The following is a 14830-nucleotide window of genomic DNA, read 5'->3' on the forward strand; positions in this document are numbered from 1 at the left end:
GAGGGTTTGTCATGAAGTTAGCCATTGTCACGGCCTGCCCTAACGGCATGGTCACCAGTGTGCTGTGCGCCCGGCTGCTGGATGCCGCGGCCCAGCGTCAGGGCTGGAGCACCAGCGTCGAAGTGGTGGATGCCGCGCACCCGGAACGCGAGTTGTCAGCGGCCACCATCGAAGCCGCCGAGTGGGTGTTGCTGGTGACCACGGGACCGGTGGACATGACCCGGTTCATCGGCAAGAAAGTCTTTCGGATCGCGCCGGCGCAAGCCCTGCAGGATGTTGAAGACGTGCTGCGGCGTGGCGCCGTCGAGGCGCAGGTTTACGTCGCTGACGAAACGCCGCCCGTGGTTGCCAGCGCGCAAGCGCCGCGTCTGGTCGCGGTCACTGCATGCCCGACCGGCGTCGCCCACACCTTCATGGCCGCCGAAGCCTTGCAGCAAGCCGCCAAGCGTCTGGGCTACGACCTGCAAGTCGAAACCCAGGGCTCGGTCGGCGCGCGAAATCCGCTGAGCGCAACCGCGATTGCCGAGGCTGACGTAGTGCTGCTGGCGGCTGACATTGAAGTCGCCACCGAGCGTTTCGCCGGCAAGAAAATCTACCGCTGCAGCACCGGCATTGCGTTGAAGCAATCCGAAGCCACGCTGAAAAAAGCCCTGGCCGAAGGTGTCGTTGAAAACGCTGCCGGCGACGGCAAGGCCCCGGCCAAACAAGAGAAAAGCGGCGTCTACAAACACCTGCTGACCGGTGTGTCGTTCATGCTGCCGATGGTGGTAGCGGGCGGTCTGATGATCGCCTTGTCGTTCGTGTTCGGCATCACCGCGTTCAAGGAAGAGGGCACGCTGGCGGCGGCGCTGATGCAGATCGGTGGCGAGACCGCGTTCAAATTGATGGTGCCGCTGCTGGCCGGTTACATCGCCTGGTCGATTGCCGACCGTCCCGGACTCGCACCGGGGATGATCGGCGGTTTGCTGGCGAGCACCCTGGGCGCCGGATTCATCGGTGGGATCGTTGCCGGGTTTATCGCAGGCTATGCCGCCAAAGCAATCAGTCGCTATGTGGCGCTGCCGCAAAGTCTCGAAGCGCTGAAACCGATTCTGATCATCCCGTTGTTCGCCAGTCTGTTCACCGGACTGGTGATGATTTACGTGGTCGGCAAACCGGTGGCCGGGATGCTTGCGGCGCTGACGCATTTCCTCGACAGCATGGGCACCACCAACGCGATCCTGCTCGGTGTGCTGCTGGGCGGCATGATGTGCGTCGACCTCGGCGGGCCGATCAACAAGGCCGCGTATGCGTTCTCGGTGGGGCTGCTCGCCTCGCAGAGTTATGCACCGATGGCCGCGACCATGGCCGCCGGCATGGTGCCGCCGATCGGACTGGGTATCGCCACCTTCATCGCCCGACGCAAGTTTGCCCAGACCGAACGCGAGGCCGGTAAAGCGGCGCTGGTGCTCGGGTTGTGCTTCATCTCCGAAGGGGCGATTCCGTTTGCCGCGAAAGACCCTTTGCGGGTGATCCCGGCGAGCATTGCCGGCGGTGCGCTGACCGGTGCGCTGTCGATGTACTTCGGCTGCAAACTGATGGCGCCCCACGGTGGCCTGTTCGTGCTGGCGATTCCGAATGCGATCAACCATGCGCTGCTGTATCTGCTGGCGATTGTCGCGGGCAGTCTGCTGACGGCGGTGGTGTATGCGCTGGTCAAGCGGCCGGAGGCCGTGGAACTGGCGCTGGAGCCCGCGAAGGCGTGAGGTGTCACACCCCTTTCATCTAGCAGTGCTTAAGTTTCCCTTTTTTCAGGGAGAACACCATGAGCGATTTCAATCCCGGTCGCCGGCGCGTGATGCAAGCCGTCGGCGCCGGACTGCTGATGCCGGGGCTGGCGCCGGCCGTGATCGCGTCGGTCAAGGATCGACCGCAACTGACTGACGGCGTGCAATCTGGCGACTTGCAGGGCGACCGCGCGATGATCTGGAGCCGCGCCGACCGCCCGGCACAGATGGTGGTGGAATGGGACACCCGCAGCCAGTTCCGCCATCCGCGCCGCGTGGTTTCGGCGCTGGCCGATGCCCGCAGCGATTTCACCGCCCGCGTCGAACTCACCGGGTTGCCCGCTGATCAGGCGATTTTCTACCGCGTGTATTTCAAGGACGCCCGCACTGGCGTCGCCAGCGAGCCGTGGCTCGGCCACTTGCGCAGTGCACCGACTGCGCGGCGCAATCTCCGTTTTGTCTGGAGCGGCGACACCGTCGGCCAGGGCTTCGGCATCAACCCCGATATCGGCGGCATGCGCATTTATGAAGCGATGCGCATGCGCTTGCCGGACTTCTTTATCCACAGCGGCGACACCATCTACGCCGACGGCCCGGTGCCGGCGCAGCTGACCACCGAGGGTGGCCGGACCTGGCGCAACCTCACCACGGAAGCCAAGAGCAAGGTCGCCCAGACCCTCGACGATTATCGCGGCAATTACCGCTACAACCTGATGGACGAAAACATCCGTCGCTTCAACGCCGAAGTGCCGCAGATCTGGCAGTGGGACGACCATGAAGTGGTCAACAACTGGTCGCCGGGCAAGCAGCTCGACGAGCGTTATCAGGAAAAAAATATCCACACCCTGGTCGGCCGCGCACGTCAGGCCTGGCTCGAATATGCGCCGATGCGTTTGCAGGCGGCCGATGGCGGCGGGCGGATTTATCGCAAGCTCAGTTACGGGCCGATGCTCGATGTGTTTGTGCTCGACATGCGCAGTTATCGCGGCGCCAACGACGACAATCTCGGGGCGGAAAAACCGTTCCTCGGACGCGAGCAACTGAACTGGCTCAAGCGTGGATTGAAGGCCTCGAAAGCCCAGTGGAAAGTGATTGCCGCCGACATGCCGATCGGTCTTGGCGTGCCCGACGGTGAAGTCAGTCCAGGTGTTGCGCGCTGGGAAGCGGTGGCCAACGGCGATCCCGGTCCGGCCCAGGGGCGCGAACTGGAAGTGGCCGAATTGCTCGGGTTCCTGCGGGCACATCAGGTGCGCAATTTCGTGTTCCTGACGGCGGACGTGCATTACTGCGCGGCGCATCACTATCACCCTGATCGCGCGGCGTTCCAGGATTTCGAACCGTTCTGGGAGTTTGTCGCAGGGCCGTTGAACGCCGGCAGTTTCGGCCCCAATCCGCTGGACAAGACCTTCGGCCCGCAAGTGGTGTTTCAGAAAGCGCCCCCGACGCAAAACGCTTCACCGTTTGCCGGGTTTCAGTTTTTCGGCGAGGTGAACATCGAGGGGCAGAGCGGGGAGATGAGCGTGGTGTTGCGGGATCTGGAGGGGGTGGCGGTGTTTGAGCAGAAGCTGCAGCCGGTCTGAATGCAGCGCTGAAGCTGTGGGAGCAAGCTTGCTCCCACAGTTATCCAAGGTGAATCAGTAAACGTCGCGACGATAACGACCCTGTTCGATCAGGCGTTCGACTTCAGCAGCGCCCAGCACTTCATTCAGCACCTGATCCACGCCTGACGCCATCCCTTGAAGGCTGCCGCAGATGTAGATCACTGCACCGTCCGCCAGCCATTTCTTCAACTCGCCGGCCGATTCGCGCAGGCGATCCTGCACGTAAATCTTCTCGGCCTGATCCCGCGAGAACGCCAGATCGAGGCGTTCCAGATCGCCATTGATTAACCACTCTTCCAGCTCCGCACGACAGAGGAAATCGTGCTCGCGATTGCGCTCGCCGAACAGCAGCCAGTGACGCTGTTGATTGTCGGCAATCCGCGCCTTGAGCAAGCTGCGCAGCCCGGCAAGGCCGGTGCCGTTGCCCAGCAGGATCATTGGCACCGGAGCGTTTGGCAGATGGAAACCGCTGTTGCGGCGGACCCGCAGGCTGATGCTGCCGCCGACCGGAGCATGCTCGGTCAGCCAGCCGGAACCGATGCCGAGGCTGCCGTCGGCATGCTGTTCTTGCCGCACGATCAGTTCCAGTACGCCGTCGGCGGCAATCGAGGCGATCGAGTATTCGCGCATGGCCAACGGCACCATCGCATCGACCAGTGCCTGGGCGTGCAGGCCCACCAGATGGGCGCGGTGCTCGGGCAATTGGCGGCTGGCGAGGGCCACTTCCAGCGGCTCCTGCAGGCCGTTGACCTTGACGCTGGTTTCGCCACGGATGCCGAGGCCGTCGAGGAAATGCTCGATGGCCCACGGGCAGTTGCGCGGCAGCACTTCCACCAGGTCACCGGCCAGCCAGCTGCGAGAAGTCGGCGCGGTCAGGCCGAGCAGGAAAACCGGGGCGCCGGCGCTGTCCGGGTTCATCAGCTCGCGGCGCACCAGTGTCCAGTTCTCGTAGCTCGGTGCCTGCCAGGTGTCGACCGGTGCTTGCCCGGTGAGCAGGCCGAGCTGGGTCTGCCAGTGACGCAGCGCGTAAGGATCGCCGCTGTCGACTTCGACCGGGGCGAACAGGGTCTTGCCACCGTGTTCGCCCAGCCATTGATGCAGGCGTCGGGCGAAACCGCAGAAGTGTTGATACTGCCGATCGCCAAGGCCGAGTACGGCGTAGTTGAGGCTGTCGAGGGTCGAGGCGTTGTTCAGCACTTTGCGTTCGAAACCGCGCGCGCTGTCCGGCGCTTCGCCGTCGCCGAAGGTACTGACCACGAACAGCGCGTTGTTCGATTCGCGCAGATCCTGCTCGCTGACATTCGCCAGCGGCTGCACCTTCACCGGCAATCCGGCGGCCTGCAATTGCCCGGCGGTCTGCCACGCCAGTTGCTCGGCAAAACCGCTCTGGCTGGCGAAACCGATCAGCCACGCCGGTGTATCGCCGGCCGGTTGATCGAGGCCTTTGCGGGCATCCTTGATCTGCTTTTTCTTGCGTCGGCGATCCAGGTACAGCAGCCAGCCGGTGATGAAGAACAGCGGCATCAAGACGGCCGCGACGGTGACGATGATCCGCCCGACCAGTCCGAAATAACTGCCGACGTGCAGCGCGTAAATGCTGGTCAGCAATTGCGCCTTGAAGCTTTTGTCGGCGTAGCGGTCGACGCGCTTGACCACGCCGGTGGCCGGGTCGAGGGTGATCTGGTTCAGCGCGCGGTCATGGGGCGAGCTGTCGAGCAGGTAGAACACGGTCGCCGGTTGACCGGCGACTGGCGGCATGCGGATGTTGTAGGCGGCGAGGCCCGGGCCGGCGGTGCTGTAGATGCTGAGCCACATGGCGGCGTAATCGGCAGTCGGCGCCGGACCTTCAGGGGCCGGGCCACGACCGCCGCGCACGCGCTCGTTTTGCGGTGCATCGGAAAGCAGTCGGGTCAGGCCCTTGTTGTACCACTCGTAGGACCAGGACAGTCCGGTCAGTGCCAGCAGCAGATACACCAGCATGCACCAGGTGCCGAACACCGAGTGCAGATCCCAGTTGAAGCTGCGGCCCTTTTTCTTCCAGTCGAGAGTCAGCCACACGCGCCAGCTGTGCCACTGGCGCGGCCAGCGCAGGTACAGGCCGGACAGGCAGAAGAACAGCAGCATCAGGGTGCAGGCGCCGGTGATGTTGCGACCGGTATCGCCCATGGCGAGGAACCGGTGCAGTTGCAGCATCAGGCCAAAGAAGTCCTGGCCCGTGGCATCGCCCTTGAACTCGGCGGTGTAGGGATCGAAGTAGCGCATCTCGCCCCGGCGTTCGCCTTTGGGCGGGGTGAACCAGACACGTCCGGCGCTGCCGCTTTCGGTCTCGACCGAGAGCATCGAGACTTTCTTGCCCGAGGCCGCTTCGATGTGCGCCACCAGATCGGCGGGGGGCAGCACGCCGGCGACCTGCTTCTCTACCTGCAACACCGAAGGGTTGAGGGCTTTGAGAATTTCGTCCTGAAACGAATAGGCAGCGCCGGTGATGCCCATCAGGGCCAGCACCAGCCCGGCAGTGATGCCAAAAAACCAGTGCAACTGGAACAGGGTTTTCTTCAACACGTTGCTTGCCTTGTCCGTTCGGAGGTTGTGTTCACGGCGTGCATTATGCCGTGGCCTATCGAGAAACGTTCTTTATTACGCACAAAAGCCCCGCTCAAATGAATGAACGGGGCTCGGTACTTCCCGCTTCGATCAGAAGTGGAAGTTGGTGCTCAGCAATGCCGTACGGCCCGCCGCCTGATTGGCGAAGTGGGTCGAGAAGGCCTTGTCGTAGTAGGTCTCGTTGGTCAGGTTCTGCACGTTCAGTTGCAGGTCGACGTTCTTGCTCAGCTTGTACGCCGCCATCGCGTCGTAGCGAACGTAGGAATCGACCATGGTGGTGTTGGCCACGTTGCCGAATACGTCATCCACATAGAACGCACCGCCACCGATGGTCAGCTTCGGCGTGACCTGGTAAGTGGTCCACAGGCTGGCGCTGTTCTTCGGCGTGTTGGGCAACTCGTTACCGTTGTTGGCCTTGTTGGCCGGCAGGTCACCACCGTCCACCTGTTCGCTGTCCATGTAGGCGTAGCCGGCGAACACTTGCCACTTGTCGGTGATCTTGCCGCTGGCGGACAACTCGATACCTTGTACACGAGTCTTGCCGGCGTTTTCGTACGAGGTGGTATCGACCTGGACACGCGCGTTTTCTTTCTCGGTGCGGAAGATGTCGGCGGTCAGCGACAGGCGATCGTTCAGCAGATCCCACTTGGTACCGACTTCGTAGTTCTTGGTGGTTTCCGGCTCCATGTCGCTCTTGAGCAGGTTGCCATTGCGATCCGGCGTGCCGCCCAGCGGGTTGCCTTCCTGACCTTCACCCAGGGTGTTGCCCGGCGGAGTGGCGGAGGTGGCGTAGGACGCATAGATGCTGCCGTTCTCTGCCGGTTTGTAGACGATGCCGAACTGACCGGTGACGAACTCGCTGGTGTCCGAACCCTTGGAGGTGGTGCGGCCAGCGTTGGTGTAAGTCTTGTAGCCGGTTTCGAAGTGGTCGTAACGCAGGCCCATGTTCACCAGCCATTGCTCGGACAGCTCGAGGGTGTCGAACGCATACAGTGCGTAGGTATCGGACTGGGTGTCGGTGCCGGCGTAGTTGCGCGAAATGGCGCCGTTCCACGGATCGTTCGGCGTCGGGTTCGACAGCGAGGTGCAGTTGTAGCCGCTGGCGGCGCCGATCAGACCCGGGTTGCAGTTGGTGGTCACGGCCGAGGTGCGCGGCGTGGTGTCGGTGTTGACGTTGTACGAGGATTTGCTGCTTTCCTCACGGGTGTACTCGACACCGGTGGAGAAGCTGTTCTTGAAGCCGGCAACGTAGAAGTTGCCGAACAGATCGGTCTGGTTGGTGGTGGTCTCGGTGTTGCTCACACGAGTGTTCGCACGACGCCAGACGCTGCCGTTGTTCACGTTGCCCTTGCTGTCGTCCGGCTGGGTCAGGATGTAATCCTGCATGCTGGTGCCGTGACGCAGGGTGTTCTTGATCGTCAGCGAGTCGCTCAGGTCATGCTCGATGGCGAAGGTCGCGGTGTCGGTGCGGCCCTTGCGGAAGTCGCGGTCCAGACCGTAGAAATTGCTGTGATCGCCGCCGGCGTACGGTTTGTCCGGGCTGGACTTGGTGCGCGCCGCCGAGCCACCGGCCGGGATGGTGTAAGGGATGCCCGAATCCGGGGTGTCGTTGCTTTCGAGATGGTAGTAATCGAGGTTGACGCGAGTGTCGGTGCCCAGGCCGAAGGCCAGGGACGGCGCGATGCCCCAGCGGTCGTAGTCGACCTTGTCGCGACCGGCGACGTTGCTCTCGTGGCTCATCAGGTTCAGACGGCCGGCAGCGGTGTCGCTGAACTGGTAGTTGCCATCCATGGTGTAGCGCTGGGTCTGGTCGGAGCCCCAGGTGAAGCCACCGTCGAACGAGTTGCCCAAGTGGGCTTTCTTGCTCACCAGGTTGATGCTGCCGCCGGCTGCGCCGCGACCGCCGATGGCGGAGTTCGGGCCCTTGCTGACTTCGATGTTTTCCACGGCGAAGATTTCGCGGCTCTGGGAGCCGGTGTCGCGCACGCCGTCGAGGTAGGTGTCGCCCTGGGCGTCGAAACCACGGATGAACGGACGGTCGCCCTGCGGGTTGCCGCCTTCACCGGCACCGAAGGTGATGCCCGGTACGGTGCGCAGCGCATCCTGCATGTTCAGGGCGCCGGTGTCTTTCAGCACTTGTTGCGGGATAACGGTGACCGAACGCGGGGTATCAACCAGCGGCGCGGTGTACTTGGGCGAGGAGGCTTTCTCGACCTGGTAGGAGGTCGAGTCCTGGGCTTCGCCGGTGATGGCGGTGGCGTCCAGGGCGATGGCATTGCCGGTGGCTTTGCTGTCGGTTTTTTCGGCGGCGAACACCATGTGGCCTGCGGAGCCGGCGGTGATCGCCACGCCGATGGCGGAAGCGAGCAGACGTGGTGAACTGACCGGTACTTGTGCTGGTTGACGTGCCATTTTTATTCCCCTCCCCAAGGATTTGAGGCGGCGGAATATAGGGTAAACAGGTATTCGTATCAATTGCGAAATATTACTATTCGCGACAAATTTACATTCTTTACAATTTAACCTTACGGTTTTTACCAGTTCATTCGTCTAGCGGGTTTTACACAGTCAATAAGAATCAATACCATTGGCATCCTTTTGCCATCTGGTGACGTCGCCATGCTCCTGCACATCCCCGCGCTGTTCGAGAAAGACGAAGTGCAGCGCATTCGCGAGGCGCTGGAACAAGCGGACTGGGCCGATGGCAAGATCACCGCCGGCTATCAATCGGCCAAGGCCAAGCACAATCTGCAACTGCCCGAAGGCCATCCGCTGGCCAAGGAAATCGGCGCGGCGATGCTCGAACGGCTGTGGAAAAATCCGTTGTTCATGTCTGCCGCGCTGCCGCACAAGGTATTTCCGCCGTTACTCAACTGCTACACGGCGGGTGGCAGTTTCGATTTTCACATCGACAATGCCGTACGCCAGCCCAAGGGCAGCATCGAACGGGTACGCACTGATCTGTCGGCCACGCTGTTCTTCAGCGAACCCGAGGACTACGACGGCGGCGAGCTGGAAATCCAGGACACCTTCGGCACCCAGCGGGTAAAACTGCCCGCCGGCGATATGGTGCTGTACCCCGGCACCAGCCTGCACAAGGTCAACGCGGTGACTCGCGGTGCGCGCTATGCCTCGTTCTTCTGGACTCAAAGCCTGGTGCGCGAGGACAGCCAACGCGCGTTGCTGTTCGAGATGGACGGTGCGATCCAGCTGCTTACCCAGGACATGCCCGATCACCCTTCGCTGATCCGCCTCACCGGCACCTATCACAACCTGCTGCGTCGCTGGGTCGAGGTATAAGTGGCGGACTTTCGTTTGCGCCGCGAAGAAGTCCTCGACGGCGAACGCCTCACGGCCATGCTCGAAGAAAGCCCTGCCCGCGCGGCTCAGGCGATTCTGATCGCGGCGGGTGAGGGCGTGCTGGAAGCGCAGGCGCTGCTTGGGCAGATCCTGCTCGATGGTCACGGGATTGCTCAGGATCAGCCGCTGGCCTTGCGCTGGTTTGAAATCGCCGCAGGGCAAGGTCATCTGATGGCGCGTAACATGCTCGGTCGCTGCCATGAGCACGGATGGGGTTGTGTGGCCGACGCAGCGATTGCCGCCCAGCAATATCGCGTTGCAGCGGATGCCGGGCTGGATTGGGCGATGTATAACCTGGCCAACCTGCTGGCAACCGGGCGCGGTGTTGCGGTCGATCATCTTCAGGCCATGGCGCTGTATCAGCGCGCGGCAGAGTCCGGGCATGCCAAGTCGATGAACCTGCTCGGGCGTTATCTGGAAGAGGGGCAAGTGTGCCCGGCGAATCCGGCAGCGGCCCGTGACTGGTATCGACGTTCGGCCGAAGGCGGGGATTTTCGTGGGCAGTTCAGCTACGCGGCGGTGTTGGCGGCTGAGGGGCGCGTTGATGAGGCGTTGGTCTGGCTGGAGAAAGCGCTGGCCGGCGGCAACCTGAATTTTCTGCGCGTGGCCAGCCAGACGCTGGCGAGCGCAACCGATCCGCGAATCCAGGCGCTGGCGCAGGCCTACGCTCACCGTTGCACCGAGTTACAGAACACCTGAATCGCAGCCATAAAAAAGCCCATGACACGTCATGGGCTTTTTGCATTACGCCAGCATCGCTTACACGTAGAACGATTTCAGCGGCGGGAAGCCGTTGAACTCTACCGCGCTGTAACTGGTGGTGTACGCACCGGTCGACAGCCAGTACAGGCGATCACCGATCGCCAGGTTCAGCGGCAGACCGTACTTGTAGTTCTCGTACATGATGTCGGCGCTGTCGCAGGTCGGGCCGGCGATCACGACTTCTTCCATCTCGCCTTTCTTCTCGGTCCAGATCGGGAACTTGATCGCTTCGTCCATGGTTTCGATCAGGCCCGAGAATTTGCCCACATCGGTGTAAACCCAACGCTCGACGGCGGTGCGGGATTTACGCGCGACCAGCACCACTTCGCTGACCAGGATGCCAGCGTTGGCGATCAGCGAACGGCCCGGCTCCAGAATGATTTCCGGCAGGTCATCACCGAAGTCTTCCTTGAGGAAGCGGATGATTTCTTCGGCGTAGGTTTCCAGGCTGTTGGTGCGGGTGATGTAGTTGGCCGGGAAGCCACCGCCCATGTTGATCAGCTTGAGATGGATGCCGTCTTCTTCTTTCAGGCGCTCGAAGATCACTTTGACCTTGGCGATCGCCGCGTCCCAGACGCTGATGTCGCGCTGTTGCGAACCGACGTGGAACGAGATGCCGTATGGCACCAGACCCAGGTCGCGGGCGAGGATCAGCAGGTCCATGGCCATATCGGTCTGGCAGCCGAATTTGCGCGACAGTGGCCAGTCGGCCGTGGTCGAGCCTTCAGTCAGGATGCGCACATAGACTTTGGCGCCCGGTGCAGCCTTGGCGATGTTGCGCAGGTCGGCTTCCGAGTCGGTGGCGAACAGGCGCACGCCCTTCTCATAGAAGTAGCGAATGTCCTTGGACTTCTTGATGGTGTTGCCGTAGCTGATCTGGTCCGCGCTGACGCCACGGCTCAGCACTTTGTCCAGCTCATAGATCGAGGCGATGTCGAAGCTCGAACCTTTCTCTTTGAGCAGATCGATGATCTCGACGGCCGGGTTGGCCTTGACCGCGTAGTAGACCTTGGCGAATTCGAAACCGGCGCGCAGGTCGTCATAGGCCTGGGCGATCATCGCGGTGTCGATCACTACGAACGGGGTTTCCTGTTTGTCGGCGAACGCCTTCATTTTCTGAAAGGTTTCGCGCGCGAAATAGTCTTCGACCTGGATCGACATGCTGGGAACTCTCCTACTGGCAAACAAAGTTAATCAATGGGTGCGAGGGTGTGTCATCAATGAATTCGCGAGTGCGTTGTGCCTGAGCGCGTGCCAGGCAAGGCGCAGGCCGCAGCTAATGGTTGCTCCCTTCGCAAGGCCTGCAACGCAGCATGGCGCGCGCTCAGGCACAACCCGAAGGGCCGGGCCTGCTTTTGCGCAGGGCTGCGTTGCTCGTCCCTTATTTGGAACAACCAAACTGCGGGCCTCGCGCCTTGCCCTGCGCAAAAGCAGACCCGGCGCACTCGTGAATTCATTGATGACACACCCTCCTGAACGTCCTCCGTATCCCCACTTTGGTTCGCCTACTTCCCAAGGCATGTCGCCGAAAGCAAAAAGGCCATGGGAAATGTAGTCTTTCTTTCCCTTGGCCTTGCTGTCTCGTCGTCAGTACTTGAGCCGGATGGATCGTTTCCAGCATGGACGTTCGGCGCGAACTTTAGGGCGTGAGGGGCCTGAGATCAACTAAAAATGTCGCGTTTTTGCACGCTTCTGACGTACGTCGCGGATATCACTCTTTGTACCCGACCGAGATGACGGGCAGATGTTCCGCAATAATTTTCAGGTGTTAAAAATACCTGCACGTTCGACGCTGATGTGTGCCAAGTCTCAGATAAGTGCGTTCACTTCAACATCGGCGACGTTGGCGGCGAGAAGGGGAGGTGCGAGGGAAGTTGCTGGTTGAGGCAGAGATCTTCGGGCGGGTTCAACCTTCTGACGTGTTGATATTTCTTGCCGGCTCATAGTCGGCAAAATAATCACGGCTTTCAGATTCCGGCGGTCGAAAAAAAGGGCTGTCGAACAGCCCTTTTGCATTTGATCAGGCCACCGCTTCGGCCGGTGACACGATATTGGTCTTCATTCCGCGCGAACGGCCCGAACTCAGGTAAGCCGCAATCGACTCCTGGGTGACCTCGCCAAGGAACACACGCTCGGCATCCATCACTGGCAGCCATGAGCGATTGAACTCGTACATGCGCGACAACAGAATGCGCAAATGCTCGTCGTAGGCAGCGGTGGCGTTGAACTCGCGGAGGAATTGCGCACAGGTGCCGGTCTGACGGTGCAGGTCGCGACGGCGCACATAACCCAGAGCCTTGTTCTCCGCGTCAGTGACGACGACATAACGACGGTCATGCTCGTCCATCAACTCCAGCGCATCGGCCACCGGGGTTTCCGGGCTCACCGACGGCGCGTTGTCCGCGGCGTCTTCGGCTTTGACCAGCAGCAGACGTTTGAGGGTGCTGTCCTGACCGACGAAGTTGCTGACAAAGTCGTCCGCCGGATGAGCGAGCAGGGTGTCCGGATGATCGATCTGCAGCAACTTGCCGGCGCGGAAGATCGCGATCTTGTCGCCGAGCTTGATCGCTTCGTCGATGTCGTGGCTGACCATGATCACGGTCTTGTTCAGCGCCCGCTGCATCTCGAAGAATTCGTTCTGGATCATCTCGCGGTTGATCGGGTCGACCGCGCCGAACGGTTCGTCCATCAGCAGCAGCGGTGCATCCGCCGCCAGCGCACGGATCACGCCGATCCGTTGCTGCTGGCCGCCGGACAGTTCGCGGGGGTAGCGATGCAGATACTGCTTGGGCTCAAGCTTGATCATGCTCATCAGTTCGCGGGCGCGGTCGTGGCATTTTTGTTTGTCCCAGCCGAGCAGTTTCGGCACCACCACGATGTTCTCTTCGATAGTCATGTTCGGGAACAGACCGATCTGCTGGATCACGTAGCCGATGTTGCGGCGCAGGGTCACTTCGTCGAGGTCGGTGGTGTCTTCGCCGTTGATCAGGATCTTGCCCGAGGTCGGCTTGATCAGGCGGTTGATCATTTTCAGCGTGGTGCTTTTGCCGCAACCCGATGGCCCGAGGAACACACAGATTTCGCCTTCATTGACGGTCAGGCTTACCGAGTCCACGGCTTTCACATCTTTGCCGTTGCTTTGGAAGGTCTTGCTGAGGTTTTGAAGTTCGATCATTTGAGGAGTCCTTTTGGAGTCAGCGAACGTTGCAGCCACTGCAAAATGAGGTCGGCGAAGATCGCCAGAAGACTGACCAGCAGCGCGCCGACGATGAGCATCGACATGTCGCTGCGGCTGATGGAGGCGAGGATCAGCACGCCGAGGCCGCCGGCGCCGATGGTCGCGGCAATGGTCATCACACCGATGTTCATCACCACGGCAGTGCGTACGCCGGCGAGGATCACCGGCACGGCGATCGGCAACTCGACCATGCGCAGGCGCTGGCCGAAGGTCATGCCGATGCCGCGTGCGGCCTCGCGAATACCCGGTTCGACGCCGGTCAGGGCGAGGTAGGTGTTGCGCATGATCGGCAGCAGTGAATACAGGAACACGGCGGTGATCGCCGGCATCGGGCCGAGGCCCTGGCCGAATTTCGAATAGAACGGCAGCAGCAGGCCGAACAACGCAATCGACGGCACGGTCAGCAACACCGTGGCGCTGGCCTGCAAGGGACCGGCGAGGCTCGGGAAGCGCGTCATCAAAATGCCCAGCGGCACGCCGATAAGAATCGCCAGGCTGACGGCGATGCCGACCAGGGTGATGTGCTGCCAGGTCAGGTGCATCACCTGCTGCCAGTCGAGGTGGGAAAAGGCGTTCAAAAATTCCATGACTTTTCCTCCTTTAATTCAGTGGGTGCTGGCGCAGGAAATCGGCAGCGACTTTCGACGGGCTCTCGTGATCGACATCGACCCGCGCGTTGAGCTGGCGCATGGTTTCATCGTCGAACAGTTCGGCCAGCGGCTTGAGTTGCTCCGCCAGTTGCGGGTGCGCGTCGAGGTAGGCCTGACGCACCACTGGCGCAGCGGTGTAGTCCGGGAAGTAGTGCTTGTCGTCTTCCAGCAACTTCAGGCCGAAGGCGTTGAGACGACCGTCGGTGGTGTAGACCAGACCGGCAAACACCTGCCCGTTACGTAGCGCGGTGTACACCAGCCCTGCGTCCATCTGCCGGATGTTCTGGCGGGTCAGGTTCATGTCGTAGAGCTTGACCATGCCGTCCAGACCGTCGGAGCGGTTGGCGAACTCGGTGTCCAGCGCCACCAGATGATTGGTTTTGGCTTCAGCGCGCAGCACTTCGTTCAACTGGCTGATGGTGTGGATCTGCGGATATTCCTCGGCCACGGTCTTCGGCAGGGCGAGGGCGTAGGTGTTGCTGAATTTCGACGGCGTGAGCCAGACCAGGCCTTTCTTCGCATCGAGTTCTTTGACCCGGGCGTAGGACTGTGCACTGTCGAGTTTTTCGGTGACGTGGTTGTAGGCCACCAGCGACACACCGGTGTATTCCCAGAGCATGTCCAGTTGCCCGGTTTCGTGGGCGCTGCGGGCCAGGTTACTGCCCAGACCACCGGTGATCTGCGCGTCGTAGCCTTTGCTGCGCAGGTATTGCGCGGTGATTTCCGCGAGCAGGGTCTGCTCGGTGAATACCCGGGCGCCGAGGCGAATCACCGGTTTGTCGGCGGCTTGGGCGATGCCTGCGAAGAGCAGCACGCAGCCCAGAATCAAACTAAGTCTTTTCATAAATA

The 14830-nt window shown here is 61.4% G+C and carries 10 protein-coding genes; 4 read left to right on the forward strand and 6 right to left on the reverse strand.

The features are described from left to right. Nucleotides 1–11 precede the first annotated feature (11 nt). Both AC07Y2_RS06225 and AC07Y2_RS06230 read left to right on the forward strand, forming a co-directional pair. Nucleotides 12–1745, forward strand: coding sequence for a PTS fructose-like transporter subunit IIB (locus tag AC07Y2_RS06225; RefSeq protein ID WP_074691877.1), 1734 nt, complete (start codon nucleotides 12–14; stop codon nucleotides 1743–1745). A gap of 59 nt (nucleotides 1746–1804) precedes the next feature. Beyond that, entirely contained in the window at nucleotides 1805–3346 is a 1542-nt protein-coding gene (locus AC07Y2_RS06230; protein ID WP_103385639.1) for an alkaline phosphatase D family protein, read from the forward strand. A gap of 54 nt (nucleotides 3347–3400) precedes the next feature. Here AC07Y2_RS06230 and AC07Y2_RS06235 read toward each other — a convergent pair whose 3' ends face one another. Beyond that, nucleotides 3401–5929, reverse strand: a complete 2529-nt coding sequence (locus AC07Y2_RS06235) for a PepSY domain-containing protein (protein ID WP_074691871.1) — start codon at nucleotides 5927–5929, stop codon at nucleotides 3401–3403. A gap of 132 nt (nucleotides 5930–6061) precedes the next feature. Further along, entirely contained in the window at nucleotides 6062–8383 is a 2322-nt protein-coding gene (locus AC07Y2_RS06240) for a TonB-dependent receptor (protein ID WP_039769206.1), read from the reverse strand. Between the two features lie 207 nt (nucleotides 8384–8590). Here AC07Y2_RS06240 and AC07Y2_RS06245 point away from each other — a divergent pair, with 207 nt between their 5' ends. Both AC07Y2_RS06245 and AC07Y2_RS06250 read left to right on the forward strand, forming a co-directional pair. Continuing rightward, nucleotides 8591–9271 (forward strand): Fe2+-dependent dioxygenase, encoded by a 681-nt coding sequence (locus tag AC07Y2_RS06245; RefSeq protein WP_103385640.1) that lies wholly within the window; start codon nucleotides 8591–8593, stop codon nucleotides 9269–9271. Further along, nucleotides 9272–10030: a tetratricopeptide repeat protein gene (locus tag AC07Y2_RS06250; protein WP_254778457.1), complete on the forward strand. Its 759-nt coding sequence runs from the start codon at nucleotides 9272–9274 to the stop codon at nucleotides 10028–10030. Nucleotides 10031–10090: 60 nt separating this feature from the next. Here the strand turns inward: AC07Y2_RS06250 and AC07Y2_RS06255 are convergent, their stop codons facing one another. The 4 genes from AC07Y2_RS06255 to AC07Y2_RS06270 form a co-directional block, all read right to left on the reverse strand. After that, nucleotides 10091–11254, reverse strand: coding sequence for a type III PLP-dependent enzyme (locus tag AC07Y2_RS06255; protein WP_007953693.1), 1164 nt, complete (start codon nucleotides 11252–11254; stop codon nucleotides 10091–10093). Between the two features lie 859 nt (nucleotides 11255–12113). Next, nucleotides 12114–13268 (reverse strand): osmoprotectant ABC transporter ATP-binding protein OsmV, encoded by a 1155-nt coding sequence (locus tag AC07Y2_RS06260; RefSeq protein WP_039769215.1) that lies wholly within the window; start codon nucleotides 13266–13268, stop codon nucleotides 12114–12116. Next, entirely contained in the window at nucleotides 13265–13918 is a 654-nt protein-coding gene (locus AC07Y2_RS06265) for an ABC transporter permease (RefSeq protein WP_007953690.1), read from the reverse strand. The genes AC07Y2_RS06260 and AC07Y2_RS06265 overlap by 4 nt, the downstream gene beginning before the upstream one ends. Nucleotides 13919–13931: 13 nt before the next feature. Then, nucleotides 13932–14825, reverse strand: a complete 894-nt coding sequence (locus AC07Y2_RS06270) for a glycine betaine ABC transporter substrate-binding protein (protein ID WP_103385641.1) — start codon at nucleotides 14823–14825, stop codon at nucleotides 13932–13934. Between the last annotated feature and the right edge of the window lie 5 nt (nucleotides 14826–14830).

This window comes from Pseudomonas sp. GW456-12-1-14-TSB6 (assembly GCF_059424205.1).